This is a genomic window from Erwinia magellanica (genome assembly GCF_039023495.1).
In the GTDB taxonomy this organism is placed as follows: Bacteria; Pseudomonadota; Gammaproteobacteria; order Enterobacterales; family Enterobacteriaceae; genus Erwinia.
In genome coordinates this window covers 801,557-819,600 of the sequence record NZ_JBCHVC010000002.1, presented here as the reverse complement: position 1 = coordinate 819,600, position 18,044 = coordinate 801,557, and the positions used below count along the sequence as shown (strand labels likewise).

The following is an 18,044-nucleotide window of genomic DNA, read 5'->3' as shown; positions in this document are numbered from 1 at the left end:
CAGGCGGTAGGTCAGGTCATCCACAAGGTGATGATCAACACAAAGACGATCAGCGTAAACGACGTGAGGGCGAGAGCAACGATAGCGAACTGCGCATCGTCCAGCGACAGATGAGGCTCTTCAGGAAAATCGTGTTCAGAACGGTTGTTCATTTTTTATCATCATCTGCTGGCCAAACGTCCCTTGTCAGAAGCCAGTATATTTTATAGGTTCGCCTTCACTGGGCGAAACCGGATGATCCATAATCTATTCAGGGAATTACAAAAATATCGAAGCAATATTTTTGCTTTGACCTTTCCCTGTCAATCCATTCCCTCTCCCCTGACATCAGGAAGACTGTACTATAGCACAGTCTGACCCTGATAAAATGGTTAGTCTGTTGAGAAGCCGGAAATAAAGATTTTTCGCAGAAGGCCAGACTTAAGCGCGTAAATTCAGCCGTTGAACCGGCTTATGTCGCTATTCTGACGTATATATTTCGGGTAATAAAACGGGCCGCTGCTGCGGCCCCAGAGGATCAGAAATCGTAAGAGAGCGAAAGCTTTAACTCACGCGGATCTCCCTGATAGATGTAGGTGCCATAGCTCTCCACCCCCGACCAGTACTTTTCGTTGGTGACGTTTTCCACAGCCAGACGCCAGGTCAGCTCATTCTGCTGCATTCTCATCCGGTAACGCATACCCAGATCCAGCGTGGTGTAGCTGTCGAGCTTTTTCGTATTCGCTTCGTTAGCATACTGCGAGCCGGAGTGGGTCAGCCGAGCCAGCGCCGTCAGGCCTTCCACGGGTTTGATATCATACTCCGCACTCAGCACGGTGTAGAAATTCGCCACGCCGACAGCTTTTTTGCCGTCATAGGTGCCCTCTTCTGTTTTACTCATCTCAGGATCAAGCCAGGTTGCGCTGCCGTTTAACCGCACGCCATAGAGAGGCTCGCCGAAGACGTTCAGCTCAACGCCGCGGTTACGCTGTTCACCATACAGGCCAAAAACATTCGTTTGCTGGTTGATAATGCCTTTCGGCTTTTTGATTTCAAACAGCGCCAGCGATCCGCCAATATTACCGTAATCGACTTTCATACCGATTTCGTTCTGTTTAGAGAGTGAAATCCCGGTGACTTGTCCGACATTAACCGCCCCCGTAGAGGCAGTTTCGCCGGGCTGTAAGGCCTCGATATGGTTCGCATAGAACGAGACGGTTTCCCAGGGCTTGACCACCAGGCCATAGCCGGGCGTCCAGCGAGACTGGGTAAAGCGTGCATCCGTGTCTTCAGCTGCCGTGCCATAGGCATAGTTGCGCACCACAACTTTCTGATGGCGCGCGCCAACGGTTAACAGGATTTTGTCATCAACAAAGCCCAGCGTATCGGAAAGCAGCAAACCTTCCGTGCGGATACGGCTGGTTGGACGCGGGTCGTCAAGGTCGCCGCCGAAGAAGGTGTTAGCCGGAGCCGCTACCGCCGTGGTGTCGTAGATATTGGTGGCTGAAGGAGTCAGCGCCATACCATAAGCGGTTTTTTCGCGTTTGGTCTGAGCGGCATAACCAACATTAACGCTGTGGCTGACCACGCCCGTGTCGAATTTACCGCGGATCCCCGCCATGCCGCTGAAGGCATCAACAATTTTGTTGGTGTCCATGCGTCCAATGGTGGCTGAGCCGTCTGCATCGGTGAGTTTCGGCGAGGCGTAAGCGCCCGTTTCATGGGAGTGCTGCCCACCCGTTGCGCCATAGATTGTCCACTCCGGAGTGATATCATATTCGGCACGCGCCATGCCGAATTCGCTTTCCAGATCGCTGTAGACCCAATCCTGGCTGTAGTTGCTGGTAGCGCGAGGAACTTCCGGTATGAAGTCCACCCCGCTGATGTTTACGCCCAGTTTTCCGCCGTGGTAAGCCTGTTTTTGATAACCCAGATCCAGCGAGGTTCGCAGTTTTTCGCCGCGATAATCCAGGCCTAATGAGGCAAGGGTGGCCCGGCGTTTTTCATTGTCTACTGCCGTTTCGCCTTCACGATGCATCAGGTTAACCCTGACGCCCCACTGATTGTTATCGCCAAAGCGGCGCCCCGTATCCAGCGTGGTTCCCACCTGTGAAGAAGAGGTGTAATCCACTCCCAGACGCGTCAGCGGTATCTCTTCAGCATGTTTAGGTTCAAGGTTGATCATGCCACCGACGCCAGAAGAGGCAGAACCGTTGATTAAAGCATTCGAGCCTTTAAAGACTTCAACACGATCGATCATTTGCGTGGAGACAACCTGACGAGGCATTACGCCCGGTAATCCACCCAGCGTCATATCATCGCCATCCAGATCAAACCCACGGATGCGATAAGTTTCCGCAAAGTTACCGTAGCCCTGCACGTTTTGTACTGATGCATCATTGGCTACCACATCTTTCAGTGTTGTAGCCTGCTGATCCTGAATCATTTTAGAGGTGTAGCCAATTACGTTAAACGGCACGTTTTTGGCTTCCTGTTCGCCCAGCATGCCCAACCGTCCACCGTTAGCAACCTGTCCATCCAGATAAGCAGGAACCAGTTGGTCACCGCCAGCTTTGAAGTTCTCATCCGGCGTAGCCACTACGGTCATGGTGTCTTCGGGATTTTCCGCTTTTTTCGCGGCAGTGCCGTCACTGTTCGCTGCCCAGGCTGGTGCAGTCGCGGCTCCAATAAGGGCAGCCAGTAGCGTTAATTTAAAACCATTCTGATGTGAAGAGGGGGTCGCCATTACAATTCCCTGAAAAATTAATACAAGTGATAATCATTATTATTCGGATTGCGATTATCTCCAGAAGTGTTTTAATTGCAAGTCAAAAATGCAGCGTTAATGGGAACGGAAGTGACCGGCTTTCACGGGGTATGCGGGGAGAGTTGGCCTGATCAGGCAGAAGAGAATGCTGAATTGAAAAGCATGTCGCCTGAAGGGCCAGTAGCCAGGTCAGGGAGAATGGGATACGGAATTAACAGCGTACCGTCTCAGGGGGCAGTAGCCAGGTCAGGGTGAATGGGGTAAGAATTAAAAAGCATGCCGTCTGAGGGGTTAGTAGCCAGGTCAGGGGGAACGGGGTACTGAATTAAAAAGCATGCCGTCTGAAGGGTCAGTAGTCTGGTCAGGGTGAATGGGGTATTGAATTAAAAGCATGTCGTCTGAGGGGGCAGTAGTCTGGTCAGGGTGAATGGGATACTGGATTAAAAGCGTGCCGTCTGAGGGGTTAGTAGTCTGGTCAGGGTGAATGGGGTATTGAATTAAAAAGCATGTCGTCTGAAGGGCCAGTAGCCTGGTCAGGGAGAGGGGGCTGAACACAAAAACGCCGTGAACCCCTCCCTGGGGGCTGCGAAGCGGCGTCCATGCCGCTTAGCTTTTGCTTATCAGCCCCCTCTCCCTTCCCCACAGCATTGGTGTTGCCTGTTACAGAAAACCAACGTCCAGGTCCAAAACCAAAACCAAAACCAAAACCAAAACCAGCATCAAGTCTGGTTTTGACCTGTGTGAATGCCAAACTCACCAACAACACTGAATTTAACGGGTGGCACCCCGGAGTGCATTAGCCGAGTGTATGCCGCAGGGATGCGGCATCCAAGCCCCCATGGAAGGGTTCACGGCGTCTCGGATAAGGCACTCCGGGGTGACGCCTTTGCACCGATCCGGTTTTGACCTGTGTAAATGCCAAACCCGCCAATAACGCCGAATTTAATGAACGGCATCCCGGAATGCCTTAGCCGGGTGACTGCCACAGGGATGCGGCAGCCAGGCTTGCGCTAATGCCGCGCAACATATCAAAGTTAACATTTAGCACTACGGCGTCCCGGATAACGTGCTCCGTGGTGACGCCTTTGCACCGATCCGGTTTTGACCTGTGTAAATGCCAAACCCGCCAACAACGCCGAATTTAATGAACGGCATCCCGGAATGCCTTAGCCGGGTGACTGCGACAGGGATGCGGCAGCCAGGCTTGCGCTAATGCTGCGCAACATATCAAAGTTAACATTTAGCACTACGGCGTCTCGGCTAACGTGCTCTATGGTGACACCTTTGCACCGACCCGATTTTGACCTGTGTGAACGCCAAACTCACCCACAACACCGAATTCAATGGGTGGCACCCCGGAGTGCATTAGCCGAGTGTATGCCGCAGGGATGCGGCATCCAGGCTTGCGCTAATGCTGCGCAACATATCAAAGTTAACATTACGCACTACGGCGTCTCGGATAAGGCACTCCGGGGTGACGCCTTTGCACCGATCCGGTTTTGACCTGTGTAAATGCCAAACCCACCAACAACGCCGAATTTAATGAACGGCATCCCGGAATGCCTTAGCCAGGTGACTGCCGCAGGGATGCGGCAGCCAGGCTTGCGCTAATGCCGCGCAACATATCAACGTTAACATTTAGCACTACGGCGTCTCGGCTAACGTGCTCTATGGTGACACCTTTGCACCGACCAGGTTTTGACCTGTGTGAACACCAGACTCCCCAGCAACCCCGAATTCAATGGGTGGCACCCCGTATTTGATCTCTACTCCGCCCAGCGGCGGAAAATAAGCGAGGTATTAATGCCGCCAAACGCGAAATTATTCGACTGCACATAATCGGTTTGCAACTCACGCGGCTGGTGCATGATGTAATCCAGCTTGCCGCAATCTTCAGCAGGCTCGGTGAGATTCAGCGTGGGCGCAAACCACCCTTCCCGCATCATTTCAATGCTCAGCCACGCCTCCAGCGCACCGCAAGCGCCCAGCGTATGGCCGAAATAGCTCTTGAAGGAAGAGATCGGCGTACCGTTACCAAAAATTGCCGCTGTGGCCAGACTCTCTGCCACATCACCCCGATCGGTTGCCGTACCATGGGCGTTGATATAACCGATCTCACTGGCGCTCAACCCGGCCATTTTCAGCGCGCCTTCAATACAAATCTGCATGGTTTCACGCTGAGGTTGCGTAATATGCGCCGCATCACAGTTGGTATAAAACCCAACTATCTCCGCATAAATTGTCGCACCGCGAGCCTTTGCATGCTCCAGCTCTTCCAGCACCAGCGTGCCTGCGCCCTCGCCTATGACCAGACCATCCCGCTGCTTGTCGAAAGGTGAAGGGGTGGTTTCTGGCGCATCGTTACGCTGGCTGGTGGCAAACAGCGTATCGAAAACCGCCGCTTCTGACGGACAAAGCTCCTCTGCCCCGCCTGCCACCATCACCGTCTGATAACCGTGTCGGATCGCTTCCCATGCATAGCCAATGGCCTGGCTGCCGGATGTACAGGCACTGGATGTCGGGATCACCCGGCCACGCAGCCCAAAGAACAGACCGGTATTCACCGCAGCCGTATGTGGCATCATCTGCACGTAAGTGGTGCCGGTAATGTTATTGGTGTGCTTCTCGGTCAGCATGGTGGCGAATTCGCTTACCGGGCCGGTGCTGCCGGTCGATGAACCGTAAGCGATACCGGTCTCGCCGTTGTTGAGCACGGGATGTTCCAGCAACCCGGCCTGCTCCAGCGCAAGTTCACTGGCGCGGGTCGCCATCAGTGAAACCCGCCCCATGGAACGGATGCGTTTGCGTGTGTAATGCTGCGGCAGGGTGAAATCATCAACCGGCGCGCCTAAAAGCGTATTAAGCCCATCATAGACCTGCCATTCCGGCATCCTGCGCACCGCATTACGTCCGGCGCGCATTCTCGCGGAAATTTCCGGCCAGCTGTTGCCGAACGCCGTTACACCCCCCATTCCCGTCACCACAACCCGGCGGATCACAACATGCCTCCGTTGATCGAGATGACCTGACGGGTCACGTAGCCCGCGATATCCGACATCAGATAGCTCGCCAGACCCGCCACTTCCTCAGTCTGCCCCATCCGCTTCATCGGGATCATTCTCATCGCTTCTGTAACCGCCTCCGGCTCCATCTGGATCATCCCGGTATCGATCAGACCCGGTGCGATACAGTTCACGGTGATTTTGCGTTTTGCCAGCTCAATTGCCAGCGCTTTGGTGGCACCAATAATACCCGCCTTAGCCGCGCTGTAATTGACCTGACCGCGATTGCCCATCAGCCCGGAAACGGACGACAGCGTAATAATACGTCCCCCTTTGCGCAGACCTATCATCGGCATGATGCAGGGGTGAATAACGTTGTAGAAACTGTCCAGATTGGTATGGATCACGCTGTCCCAGTCCTCTTCGCTCAGGGCAGGAAACGCACCATCGCGGGTAATCCCCGCATTGCTGACCACGCCGTAGTAGGCGCCAAAATCGGCAATGTCCTGCTCTATCAGCGTACGGCACTGCTCTCTGTTGGCGATATCAAAACCCAGAACGCGCCCCGCGCCGCCCGCCTCTTGCATCTGGCGCAGCGTCTCTTCGGCTCCCGCACGGTCGCTGTGATAATGCACAACGACGCTAAAACCTTCGGCGGCCAGACGCAGAGCTATCGCCCGGCCAATGCCTTTGCTGCCACCCGTGACCAGTACAGAACGTGTCATTGGTTATTACCCTGTTGCATAAGTTGGTTGAGTTCTTCCCGGTCAGGCTGATAAGTATTCAACCTGCCGCTGGCGTAGCGTTCGCCATTAATCGTGATGGCCCCCTCGAAGCTGCCAATTTTTTCATCGCGCATTAAAAGCGTGACGGTAACTTCAAGCGTGGCCCCTGCGGGGAAAACGGCCCCCTGGCAGCGGTATCCCCTGCCGCCTAACAGCATTCCCGGAGAGGGCTTGTGGTCACTTTGCACACGCCCGTGCCAGCCGGACCAGACGCCAATAGTCTGAGCGATAATTTCAATGCCAAACCAGGCAGGCAGATCGCCCTCAGCATTCAGAAAAGGGGACAGCACGCCCTCACCCACTGTTACCTGGCAGCAGGCACTCTCTTCGCTTACCCAGAGAACCTTTTCCACCAGCACCATTGGCGCATCATGCGGCAGATAGTCAGCCGCCCGTTTATAGTCAACCATTATGCTTTCCCAGAATCAGGCAGGTATTGTTGCCCCCAAAGGCAAAAGAGTTACTCATTATCGCGGAGCCGGAGAGTGGACGAGCCTGGCGTAACAGCCCACACTCTGCCAGGGTATCATCCTGAACAGTGAGGGTGAAATCCTGCGGCGGAAGCGGCACAGGCTGAGTAAGCAGCAGCCAGCTTATCGCCGCTTCGCAAATGCCCGCTGCGCCCAGCGTATGCCCTGTAAGATGCTTGGTGGAACTACAGGGAACGGTGTCGCCAAAGATCTGGCTGACCACATCCGCTTCAATCCGATCGTTCAGCCGCGTGGCGGTGCCGTGCAGATTGATATAACCCAGCGCGCCAGGCGCCAGATTCGCCTGCTCAAGTGCCATCCTGATCGCCCGAATCGCCCCTTCGCCCTGAGGATGCGGCGCGGACATATGGTACGCATCAGAGGATTCACCCACGCCCAGGATAGCAACGGCCTGAGGCGTTTTGGTCAGCACCATCAACGCCGCTCCTTCACCAATGGTGATGCCGTCCCGTTGCTTGCTGAACGGGGCGCATTGCGTGGGCGAGAGCGACTCCAGGCTGTCAAAACCGTTAACCGGCATGCGGCTCAGCGTATCTGCACCGCCAACAATCGCCACATCCGCCAGTCCAGCCTCCAGCAACCGCTGCCCGCTGATCAACGCACGGGCGCTGGAGGAACAGGCGGTGGAAAGCGTGTAGGCAGGGCCAGCAAGCGCCAGACAGTTCGCCATAAAACGCGCAGGATCGCCCAACTCCTGCTGATAATAGTGATAATTTTCAGCCTGCCCGGCAATCCGGTTATCCGCTTCATTCAGACCGGAGGTGCTGGTGCCAAGCACAACAGCGATACGATCACGGCCAAAGGTGGCTATCGCCTCATCGACCTGTGGCTGGATTTGTTGCAGAGCGGCCAGCAGCAGCTGGTTATTCCGGCTGCGATGCGCGGCAAAGGGTTCAGGTATCTCAGGCAGATCGGCCTCCACCTTACCCGTCCAGCAGGGTTTACCATGCAGCAGCCAGCCGCTGTCCGGACGCATGCCGGGTGCGAAATTCCCCGCCAGATTAATGGCCGTTGTCGCCATATCGTTTCCCAGCGCACTGAGCATGCCCACCGCCGAAATGTAAATCATTGCGCATCCAGATGTTGAATAAGTATTTGATAGCCAAAAGCAAACTGCTGAACGCTGACAGGTTCACGCCTGTCACCGCGCTGCAAATAGCGGATCTCGGTAACCAGTTTGCCCTGCGGGTCGCGCAGCTGGCGGCGATCCTCTCTCTCTTTCAGCGTCCAGCCTGCTGGCAGGTGGGATTGCCATGCCGCTATGGGCCAGTGGCTCAGCATGATATCTGCCAGCACCTGACTGGCTGGCGGCATCTCTGGCAGAACAATCGACTGTTCAGTATGAATGCCGCTGCTATCGTAAGTTACCCTGAACAGCCGGATCCCAAGCGAGGAAAGCCCTGCCAGCGTCAGCTGCTGACTCTGTGCGCTAAGCAGCACCAGCAGGGACTGTTTTTTGCCTTTAAAAGTCCCGGTCAGCAGCTGTTGCTCAGTGAAGGCGGGTTCAATGCCTGGCGCGGGCAGCGTCACCTTAACACCAGGCTTCAGCCAGGCTTCAGGGCGGGTTTCATCAGGTTTGCTGGCACAACCCGCCAGCAGCAGCAGGGCCAGCGCAGCCACGACAGTCGCTCTCATCTTTTTTTCCTTTTAGGCGGCATAGCAAGGGGAGCCAGTAAAAATGCGGTGAAAATGCCGCTGCATAACACAATGCCAAAACTGGCGATGGCCTGAGTGCTGCTGAAAACCAGCATACCCAGCGTCAGCAAGGTCGTCGCCATGGCCAGCGTCACCGCCAGCAATGAGGTTATCGGCGTGCCACGGGGATTACTGAAGAACAGGGTGTAATTAATGCCAATCCCCAGGACCAGAACCAGCGCCAGCAGGGAGAAGAGGTTCAGGGAATGCCCTGAAAGCGATAATGCAGCAAGTCCGCCCCCCAGCGACAATACCGAGGGCAGCACGCTGATTGCCCCCTGCCGTAAGCCCAGCCGCAACATATAGCTCAGCGCGATGGCGACCAGCGCCGCAGCAAGCAACCAGCCCAGCAGCGTGCGGTAAAAGGCAAAGAGCCGATCAAAGGTGGCTTTACGATCGATCCAGCTGACGCCCGGCATGCTTTTAGCCAGCGCGGCCAGCGCGGCGCTGTTGCTCACCCCAGTCACCGGTACCAGCACACCGCTACGTCCCTCCGCAACTGAAAGCCAGAGCAGACGCCAGCCCTCGCTGTTTGGGCTGTTAAGCCATTGCTCTGGCGTTACTGTCATGGCTGAAAGATCCGGCGCGGCAATTTTTACACCCGCCTGCTGCAACTGCGCCATCACCTGAGGCGCTGCCTTGCTGAGCAGAAGGTTATCCTGCTGCTGCTGTCGTAAAGAGGCAAGCGGCAACAGACGATATTGTTGCAGCCACTGGTGCGTTCTGGCCTTCTCCAGTTCAGGCGCAAGCGCCTCCAGCCGTTGCAGCGTCTGCTCCGGCGTGTCGCCATAGACCACCATCCAGGTCTGATCGGCGCTTTGTCCGGTCAGTTGCGTTACCTGTTTCTCCTGAGCCAGCAACGCTGGCGGCAGAGCCTGTAGCTGCGAGATATCATCATTCACCTGCAATTTTGCCAGGCCAAAGAGTGAAATGGCCGCCACCAGCAACGGCAACCCCAGGCGCATCCGGCGATCTCTTCTCCAGCTTGCCAACCAGCGCCCCATCAGGGCCAGCTGCGGAACCGGACGAACCGGCAAGCCTTTCACTAACAGAGGATACCAGCAGATCACCGTCAGGCAGGAGGCGGTCAGCCCCGCGGCCGCGAAGACCGCCAGCTGACGAATTCCCGGAAAGGGTGCGAAAACCATAATCAGCCAGGCAATGGCCGTCGTGCCTAATGCCAGCAGCAATGCGCGGATCACTTTTTGCAGGCTCTGAGCAGGCGTGGCTTCCATGCCATGAACCATACGTTCCGTCAGGTAATATAAGGTGTAGTCAGCCGAGATACCGACAATGCTCAGGCTCATCACCAGCGTCATCAGATGCAGTTCGCCAAACAGTAACAGCGTGACGACAATGCCGGCCAGCGCTCCCACGCCTACCGACAAAGCGCATAGCAGCAGCGGACGAAACGAGCGAAACACGGAAAACACCAACAGCAGGACGCCGATAACGGTGGCAACGCCCAGCGTGGAAACATCGTGCTTTGCCTGCTGGCTGGCATAATCACTGAACCAGACCGTGCCCCGCGCCAGCAGCTGCGCCTCTGGATACGCTCTCTTCAGACGGCTTTTAAGATCGGCAAGCTGCGCCACAATTGCCCGGCTTTGCTGCATATCGAAAGAGCTGCCGTTGAGTTCAGCATGCAGGAAGTACCATACCCTTCCCTGCTTATCGGTGGTGGTCAGCCAGCCCTGGCTCAGGCCAAGTTTTCCGCTGTTTTGCTGTAGCGCCAGCTGCGCACCGCGCACCAGCAGCAGCGGGTCGTGCGTCAGCTCCTGGCCACTGACGCCAGCAAAGGCCGAATAGAGCTGCCCCAGCACCCAGTCGCCCTGCGCCGAACCGCCGTTTGCCAGCCTGGCGCGGGTGGCCGGGTCGATCAGGGCATTGCGGTGCTGCCAGGCAAATTTCCCCCAGGCTTGCTGCCTGTCGGCCGCCATCGGTCCCTGAACATTTTGCAGCATCGGCATCGCCTGTAGCTGCTTCAGATACCAGTCGGCGACGGCAGGATCGGGAGTATCGCCAGCGCTGACCAGCCAGACAAGCTGGCGATCCAGCCGCTGCATAAAGCCCTGTTGCAGCTCGGGAGGGATCTCCCCCATCGCCTGTTCCGGCAGCAACGCCAGCACGCTGCTGTTAATGGTCGCTCTGGGCAAAAGCATCACCAGCAAGGCGACCAGCAGCAGGCAGATCGTCAACCAGCCCAGAGCAAGACGACGTGGCGTATCAGAAAACAAAACGCTGTTGCTCCTCAGTGGTCAGACTGGCTGTGGTTCGCTGATTGCTGAGAGAAATTGCCGTTTTGTCACCCTGACGGTCGTTCAGCTCAATTGCCTCCAGCCAGGTTGCGCCCTGTAGCGTAATGGTATTAAACAATTTATCCAGCGGTGAGGTTTTTGGTGTCAGAACCAGCTGCCATTTACCCTGCCCGCGATCCTGAAAATCCAGCGCAAAGTTTTGCTCCAGCACCCGACGATCGGCCCGGAACAGCGCACGCAGCAGATGATTGAACTGAAACATCTGGGGGTTACTCTCTGCCGTGACAATCTGCGGTGCCTGGCCGTTCATCACCTGCATCATGCGCTTGTCATCCAGCACCAGCGTCAGGGGGAAAGGCCTGGCCTGATGCCACCACAATCCCTTATCCTGGGCAATCAGCAGCTCGCCGCTGGATTTAAGCGGTCCCATCCCTTTGATTTCCCGCAGCTGAGTGAAATCAGCCCGCACAACCGCCTGACTGGCGAAACGTTGCTGAAGATCGTCAAGCGTAACCGCCTGAACAGCAGCGCTTAACAGCAGCAGCCCGGCAAGCAGAAAGCGGATCATAGCTGCACTCCCAGACGTTCAAACAGGATGGGAGGCGAGACAAAACTCATCTCCTGGCTGCTCTCTTCCACCGCAACCTGAATGGTATAGGCAGTGGTGAGGCGCTTACCGCTCCGGGCGTCAAAGATTTGATAGGCGATACGCAACCGGTTCTCTATCTCTTCCAGCGTGGCACGCACGCGAATCGTCTGCTCAAAGGTCAGCACCGCGCGGTATTTCACCCGCGTATCTACCACCGGCCACAGGTAGCCGGAGGCTTTCATCTCCCGATAGCCATAATTGAATTTTCGCAACAGCGCTTCGCGGGCAATCTCAAAATAGCGGAAATAGTTGCCGTGCCAGACAACGCCCATGGCATCCACATCATGAAAAGGAATGCTCATTTCCACTTCAACAGAAAAACGCGGGTCGTTTAACACTGTGATTCCTCTTTCTCATCCGTTTGCGGTTGCTCCGGCAGTTGCCAGAAATCGAAAAAATTAAACCAGTCCAGCGGCGCCATCAGCGCATGGTGCGCCAGCCTGTCGGCATAGCTGTCCACGGCCTGCTGTAATGCCTGCTGGCGTGTAGCGCGGGGTAATACCAGCGGGTCGGCAAAAGGTTCGCAATGCAGCCGCAGCTTTCCCTCTTCCCTCAAGGCAAACATCAGCAGCACCGGGCAGCGCAGGGCAGCAGCCAGCACGAAAGGCCCCTGTGGAAAAGGGGCGGGCTTGCCGAGAAAGTCGCTCCAGATCACCCGTCTTACTCCGCCTCGCTGACGATTCACGGCTGTCCGGTCACCGACTATCGCTATCCACTCTCCGGCATCCAGCTTCTGCTTAAGCAAAATGGCGGTTTCCGGGCCAATGTCCGTCACCGGCATTACATGCCTGCTGGCCTCTGGCGCTATCTCATCCATCACCTGACGAAAACGCTGCGCGTTGTCGGTAAAGACCAGCGCATTGATCACCAGCCCGCTCACCTGCTGTGCCAGCGCCCGGCAGGCCTCAATATCACCAAGATGCGAGGCCAGAATCACTCTGCCGCCTGGCTTCCCGCTGGCGATGACCTCTTCCGCGCCGGGGGCAAAATCGATCTCTTTTCCCCAGCGCAGATCGCCCCGCCAGCTGGCAATCTTCTCCAGCATCGACTCGCCAAAACGAAGATAGTGATGGAAGCTGTTTACCCGGCCGGGCAGCGTGCGATGTTGCTGGCGGGCATACTGGCGAATATGTTTGATCCACTGACGGGAAGCAGCCCGCTGAGGGCCGCCGGTAAGCCAGTAAAACCCGATAACGGGCCAGAGCAAACAGGTGAATACCCCCCGCCCGAAGAAGCGATAAATCCACAGCATAAATTTCAGGCCCGACTGCCCTTTACGCTCCTTTATGCCCGCCCAGTGCTCTCCACGGCGGCGCTTAAGCAGCGACGGGATGCGCGGCAGCATGCCGAAAAACAGACGCGTATGCATCCAGGAGATCCGCAGGTTGTCATGAAGCGCATCGAAATGCGATACACCATCAACAGGATAGGTCACACGGGTGGGAATAAAACGGCCTGGCGTGCCGTGCCAGTAAAGGCGCACCATGATTTCAGTGTCAAAATCCATGCGCTCGCCAATGGGATGCCGTGTTGCCAGTGCCAGCGTCGGTGCCAGAGGATAGACACGGAAGCCACACATGCTGTCCCTGATGGAAAACGACAGGGTTTCCACCCATACCCAAAAATGGGTGATGTAACGGCCATAGAGACGAGATTTGGGGATCGAGTCGTCATAGATTGGCTGGCCGGAAATCAGGCAATCGGGATGCTGACGCGCCTCTGCCAGCAGTGCAGGGCTGTCTTCAATCTGATGTTGGCCATCTGCGTCGACCTGTAGCGCATGGCTGAATCCGGCAGCGGCAGCCGCCTGTAGCCCACGCATCACTGCCGCACCCTTGCCGCGATTCTGCGGCAGGCGGATAAGCGTAACGTTCTCGTGATCTACTGCTGCCAGGCAGGCCTGTGTAGCCTCATCGCTGCCGTCGTCAATGATAAACACCGGCAGGCCAAAAGGCGCCAGCCTTGCCAGCACTGAGGCCATCATCGCCCCGTGGTTATAACAGGGGATCACCACGCAGGGGGAAAAGGTCGCTAGCACAGCGTGATCTTCCCGCTGCTGGCCCGCTGGGGCTGTTCGCCATCCACAATCTGATAGTCGAATTGCAGGCAGCTTTTCTCACTCTGCCAGCTCAGCGTCAGTTTAAGGGTATGGCCCGGCAGGATCGGCTGCTGAAATTTGATATTTTCAACCGCTGAAAACTGCCTGTCGGGTGCCAGCAACGCCACACCGTAGTGCATCACCCAGTCAAGCTGGGCGACACCAGGCAATAGCGGCTGCGTGGGGAAATGACCGCGGAACCAGAACAGATCTGGCTCTACCTTCAGTAAAAGTTCTGCCTTTCCAGCCTGTTGCTGGCAGGAAAGCTCAACGGGCAGCATAAAATAGCTCCTCTATTTGTGGCCAGGCACGCTTGCTTTGGCTGTTATGCGGGATACTGCTCACAATTCGCCAGTATCTCGGGAGGGCAACCGGCTCCAGCCAGCGACAGAGTTCCTGCCGCCATTCACGCTTCATCTGCGCCAGCGTTTTCTCATCGTAGTCGGCATCCAGCACCAGCACCACGCCAATGCCGCTGCGTTCAGGACGGCGGATTGCCAGCGCTGCGGCGTCCGTCACCTGCGGCAACGCCAGCAGCCGTCGCTCAATTTCACTCAGCGAAACGCGCTTATCTTCAACTTTTACCGTGCGATCGTAGCGACCACCAAGCTGAAAGCCTGTACGGGTAAACGCCAGTTTATCGTCCAGCTGCCATCCCTGCGGCTCTGGGATCAGCGGCGACCTGGCCCACCAGCGCTGCCGGGCATCCTGCGAGAAAGTCACGCCATCAAAGGGTTGCCACAGCTGCTTTTCGGTGGTGCGGCTACGCACCGCCAGCACGCCGGTTTCGGTGCTGCCATAAATTTCCTCCACCGGCTGCTTCAGCCAGCTGTTGACCTCCTGCGCACTGGACCAGGGCAGCTCACCGCCAGCGGAAACGATCAGCTTGCAGCGCGGCGCAGGCAAGGTGCGGTCGAGCCGCCGTAAAAAGGCGGGGCTGCTGATCAACAGGTAATCTTCTGAAGCTGCCAGGGCAGAGAGCTGCTCGCTATAGAGTATCTGGCCACAGTCAAAGGGCAGCCCCAACGCCAGCGGCAGGATCAGCCGGAAAGTTAGGCCATAGAGATGCTGATGGCTGACTGTGGCAATCACCGTGCAGCCCGCAAGGCGATCTCCCCAGTACTCCGCCAGACAGCGGGCCTCTGCGTCAAGACAGCGCACCGGCTTGATGACCTGCCGTGGCGCGCCGGTCGAACCAGAGGTAAACAGTACGACAAAAGCATCGGGACTCACCACTGGCAGAGCGGAGTAGCAGAAGGCTTCTGCATTGGCAGAGAGAGGAAGCTGGAGGATTGGAGAGTTAAGCGTAAACCAGCCGTCGGTTAACACGGCGTCAAACTCGCTGCTTTGCTCCTGTAAAAGCGACTCGCGGCAGTGGCCGGGGATAACAGGCACTTTGCCGGCATGCAGCGTGGCCAGCAGGGCCACGCTGAACAGATAACTGTCTTCAAAGCAGAGCGCCCATCTCCGGGCGGGATGCGCCAGCAGACGATGGCCCAGCGCCGTTACCTCCTGCTGCCACTGCTGACGACTGAACAGCTGCGCGCCAAGGCGCGCCACTGGGCCACCATCTGGGTTGCTCAGCCACTGCGCCACCGGGAGTGTGCTCATGCCTGCGTTCTCATTCGCTGCCGCAGCAGCCATTCGCCCGCCATCAGCAGCCCCATCAACAGATAACTGACCAGCCCGTTCCACCACGTCCACCAGAGAAGATTGTTCATCAGGCAGGTCGCCAGCGCGACGCTCCCGTTAACGATAAAAAACAGAGACCAGATCTGCGTCACCCGTCGTGTCCAGCGCACCCCTCGCGGCGGCAGTTCAGGTTCACGCAGCCTGGCCAGGCGCTCTACCAGCGGCATACGGCTGAATAATGAACCAGCAAAGAGCATCAGCATGACCGCGTTAACCATTACCGGATACCACAACAGCAGACTGTTTTCCCGCAGAAACAAAGTGCTGAGACTTAATGCAGCACCGGCCAGCGCCAGCCATTTTCCCAGTAAAGGCAGAGCGCCCTGCCGCCCTCTCAGCATCAGCCAGCGCAGCATAAACAGCACCGCGGCAAAAGGCAGCAACCAGCGCCAGGCAGGATGCGTTAGCGAGAGCCAGACCATAAGCGGCCAGGCGATCATCATCAGCGCGCTGGCGCCCTGCAACACCTTGAACATCTTCCGGGATTACTCTTCGCGGATCAGCTGATCGACCGCATCGACCACATCCTGCACGGTGCGGACGGCTTTAAACATCTCCGGCTTAATTTTACGCCCGATACGTTTTTGCAAATGCACAACCATGTCCACCGCATCAATGCTGTCCAGTTCCAGATCTTCATACAGCCGTGACTCAGGCCGGATAGCTTCCGCGTCGACTTCAAAAAGTTTCACCAGCAGGCCGGTGACTTCCTGATAAATTTCATTCTTATCCATAAATAACTCGCGATGTTGTGGATCAGGCACCCAGCTTGCGCTGAGCCAGAATAAAAGCCGCCAGCGCAGAGACGGAGTAAAAATGTTGACGCATCTCTTCGCTCTCAGCCGAAAGCACCACGCCATAGCGATTCTTCACCGCCAGACCAAGCTCCAGCGCATCTATAGAGTCCAGCCCCAGCCCGTCGCCAAATAGCGGGGCATCGCTCTCTATATCCTGCGTGGTAATCTCTTCCAGATTGAGGGTGTCGATAATCATCTGTTTAATTTCAAGCGCCAGCTCTTCCATACCTGTTTCCGAATAATTATTGATGTTACGGGGTTAATGCCTGCTGCAAAAATTGGGTCAGATGACGGGCAGCCAGCGGCTGCGCATCCTCATTCCCCGCCAGAAAGCGTTGGCTCTCTATACGTTCACCTACCGTCACGGTAAACAGCGGCTTTTCCGGAGGGACCTGATACCAGCGGCTCTGTTTATCAAGCATCCGTTGGGTGCAGCGGATGTGCACAATACGCAAGTCACAGCGGCAACGCACGGCAATATTCGCCGCGCCGCGTTGAAGCTTTAGCGGCTCGCCATAGCGGGTTCGGGTACCTTCAGGAAAAATCATGATGGCATCGCCGTTGTCCAGCCGCTGCTGGCAGTCTGGCAACAGCGTTTCGGCCTGACTGTTAATCAGGTAGCTGGCCGAGCGTATTACCCCACTGACAAAAAAATTCCGCTGCAAATCAGCTTTTACCAGGCAGTCCACATCCGGCATCACGGAAGCCAGCATCACATAATCGATAAGAGAGGGATGATTAGCCACGACCAGACATCGACTATCGCGCCTCAGCGCTTCAGCCCCCTCAATGCGATAGTCCAGCACCCCCAGCGCACGTGTGGTACGCAAAAAGCAGCGAAAGCTGAACGAAATAGTGCGCCTGGCCCACTGCCGACGCCGCAGTGGGTTGCGCTGTATCAGCAACAGCAAATTGAACCACACCACCGACAGCAGCAGCCCGCCCAGGCCAAACAGCGAAAAGCAGACCCCGGTCATCATTATTCGCCAGAGCCTGTTTAATAAAGCCGCGCACCCTGTTTTCTCACTCATCACGGCGCGTCCACTGCCAGTTCAGCCTGTCGCCCTTGAGAGTAAAGGTGGCAGCCTCCGCCAGCACGGCATGTAAAAACAGCAGACTTTGCGGCAGCTCCCCCTCTTCTTTCTGCGCAACGGGGGTAGATTCACAGCGGTAACAATCGCCAGCAGCCAGTAACAGCGCGACGGCATACGGACTGCGTAACATTTTTGCGGGAAGGTGTTGATGGTAAAATTCGGGGATAGCGCCATCGAAATCGACCAGCAGCACCTGCTGATAACCGGCGGCGTGCAGCGCGGTCACTTCAACCAGCCCTTGCTGAAATGAGTCTACGCCCGCCGACAGCGAGGTGCTGACCAGTGCTTTTGCAGCAGCAATGGTCAGGCTGCCCACGGCGGCATTGTGCACGGACATGGCGAAATCGGTAGGCGAAAGATCTTCTTCGCGAGCCAGCGAGGTCAGAATGCGCAGATTACGCTCCAGCTCGCCATGACGGCTGCTGAACACGATGGCATCCACGCGCTGACGCTGCAACAGGGCCAGGCCGCTTTCCACAGCGGCGCGGCTTCCGCCCATTAAACGACGGGCCGTCATCATTGGCAAAAAGCGCGTTTTGGCCATCGGCTGGCTGACATCGAGATTGGGGGGGCCGCCTGCCCACTGTTGCCAGTCGGCCTGCTCATTAAGTCCCGGCGCCATCGCCTGCCAGTCAAGGAGTGTAAAAGCTAATCTCATACGTCAAATCTTCTTAAAGCGTCCCTGCGGCGATGCGGCAAAGGCATAGCGCTACAGCTTAGCGTCAGCCTGACCTCAT

At 56.7% G+C, this 18,044-nt stretch carries 18 protein-coding genes; all 18 read right to left on the bottom strand.

The genetic code is table 11. The features are described 5' to 3' along the window. Positions 1-11: 11 nt before the first annotated feature. Positions 12-152, bottom strand: coding sequence for a hypothetical protein (locus AAH450_RS11130; protein ID WP_342910257.1), 141 nt, complete (start codon positions 150-152; stop codon positions 12-14). Between the two features lie 365 nt (positions 153-517). Next, positions 518-2,725 carry a TonB-dependent receptor gene (locus tag AAH450_RS11125; RefSeq protein WP_342910256.1) on the bottom strand — a complete coding sequence of 736 codons (2,208 nt, stop codon included), beginning with the start codon at positions 2,723-2,725 and terminating at the stop codon, positions 518-520. A 1,787-nt stretch (positions 2,726-4,512) separates the two neighbouring features. Continuing rightward, positions 4,513-5,745: a beta-ketoacyl-ACP synthase gene (locus tag AAH450_RS11120; protein ID WP_342910255.1), complete on the bottom strand. Its 1,233-nt coding sequence runs from the start codon at positions 5,743-5,745 to the stop codon at positions 4,513-4,515. Beyond that, positions 5,742-6,473, bottom strand: a complete 732-nt coding sequence (locus tag AAH450_RS11115; RefSeq protein ID WP_342910254.1) for a 3-ketoacyl-ACP reductase FabG2 — start codon at positions 6,471-6,473, stop codon at positions 5,742-5,744. Before AAH450_RS11115 ends, AAH450_RS11120 begins: the two co-directional genes overlap by 4 nt. Then, positions 6,470-6,943, bottom strand: coding sequence for a hotdog family protein (locus tag AAH450_RS11110; RefSeq protein WP_342910253.1), 474 nt, complete (start codon positions 6,941-6,943; stop codon positions 6,470-6,472). The genes AAH450_RS11115 and AAH450_RS11110 overlap by 4 nt, the downstream gene beginning before the upstream one ends. Next, a complete protein-coding gene (locus AAH450_RS11105) occupies positions 6,936-8,093 on the bottom strand; it encodes a beta-ketoacyl-[acyl-carrier-protein] synthase family protein (protein WP_342910252.1) in 1,158 nt (385 codons plus the stop codon). Before AAH450_RS11105 ends, AAH450_RS11110 begins: the two co-directional genes overlap by 8 nt. Continuing rightward, the gene (locus AAH450_RS11100) at positions 8,090-8,659 is read right to left on the bottom strand and encodes a DUF3261 domain-containing protein (protein ID WP_342910251.1); all 570 of its coding nucleotides are present in this window, start codon (positions 8,657-8,659) and stop codon (positions 8,090-8,092) included. Before AAH450_RS11100 ends, AAH450_RS11105 begins: the two co-directional genes overlap by 4 nt. Beyond that, on the bottom strand, positions 8,656-10,974 hold the full coding sequence (locus AAH450_RS11095) for an MMPL family transporter (RefSeq protein WP_342910394.1): 2,319 nt from the start codon (positions 10,972-10,974) through the stop codon (positions 8,656-8,658). The genes AAH450_RS11100 and AAH450_RS11095 overlap by 4 nt, the downstream gene beginning before the upstream one ends. Beyond that, positions 10,946-11,545 carry an outer membrane lipoprotein carrier protein LolA gene (locus AAH450_RS11090; protein ID WP_342910250.1) on the bottom strand — a complete coding sequence of 200 codons (600 nt, stop codon included), beginning with the start codon at positions 11,543-11,545 and terminating at the stop codon, positions 10,946-10,948. The genes AAH450_RS11095 and AAH450_RS11090 overlap by 29 nt, the downstream gene beginning before the upstream one ends. Then, complete coding sequence (locus tag AAH450_RS11085; protein ID WP_342910249.1) at positions 11,542-11,964, bottom strand: acyl-CoA thioesterase; 423 nt, start codon at positions 11,962-11,964, stop codon at positions 11,542-11,544. The genes AAH450_RS11090 and AAH450_RS11085 overlap by 4 nt, the downstream gene beginning before the upstream one ends. Further along, the gene (locus tag AAH450_RS11080; protein WP_342910248.1) at positions 11,958-13,664 is read right to left on the bottom strand and encodes a glycosyltransferase family 2 protein; all 1,707 of its coding nucleotides are present in this window, start codon (positions 13,662-13,664) and stop codon (positions 11,958-11,960) included. Before AAH450_RS11080 ends, AAH450_RS11085 begins: the two co-directional genes overlap by 7 nt. After that, positions 13,658-14,005, bottom strand: coding sequence for a 3-hydroxyacyl-ACP dehydratase FabZ family protein (locus AAH450_RS11075; protein WP_342910247.1), 348 nt, complete (start codon positions 14,003-14,005; stop codon positions 13,658-13,660). Before AAH450_RS11075 ends, AAH450_RS11080 begins: the two co-directional genes overlap by 7 nt. Beyond that, entirely contained in the window at positions 13,992-15,335 is a 1,344-nt protein-coding gene (locus AAH450_RS11070; RefSeq protein ID WP_342910246.1) for an AMP-binding protein, read from the bottom strand. The genes AAH450_RS11075 and AAH450_RS11070 overlap by 14 nt, the downstream gene beginning before the upstream one ends. Continuing rightward, positions 15,332-15,892: a COG4648 family protein gene (locus tag AAH450_RS11065; RefSeq protein WP_342910245.1), complete on the bottom strand. Its 561-nt coding sequence runs from the start codon at positions 15,890-15,892 to the stop codon at positions 15,332-15,334. The genes AAH450_RS11070 and AAH450_RS11065 overlap by 4 nt, the downstream gene beginning before the upstream one ends. A gap of 9 nt (positions 15,893-15,901) precedes the next feature. Beyond that, the gene (locus AAH450_RS11060; protein ID WP_318790617.1) at positions 15,902-16,150 is read right to left on the bottom strand and encodes an acyl carrier protein; all 249 of its coding nucleotides are present in this window, start codon (positions 16,148-16,150) and stop codon (positions 15,902-15,904) included. Positions 16,151-16,172: 22 nt separating this feature from the next. Next, the gene (locus AAH450_RS11055; RefSeq protein WP_318790616.1) at positions 16,173-16,439 is read right to left on the bottom strand and encodes a phosphopantetheine-binding protein; all 267 of its coding nucleotides are present in this window, start codon (positions 16,437-16,439) and stop codon (positions 16,173-16,175) included. 25 nt (positions 16,440-16,464) lie between these two features. Then, positions 16,465-17,244, bottom strand: coding sequence for a lysophospholipid acyltransferase family protein (locus AAH450_RS11050; protein WP_342910244.1), 780 nt, complete (start codon positions 17,242-17,244; stop codon positions 16,465-16,467). Next, positions 17,237-17,965 (bottom strand): beta-ketoacyl synthase chain length factor, encoded by a 729-nt coding sequence (locus AAH450_RS11045; protein ID WP_342910243.1) that lies wholly within the window; start codon positions 17,963-17,965, stop codon positions 17,237-17,239. The genes AAH450_RS11050 and AAH450_RS11045 overlap by 8 nt, the downstream gene beginning before the upstream one ends. Positions 17,966-18,044: the final 79 nt, after the last annotated feature.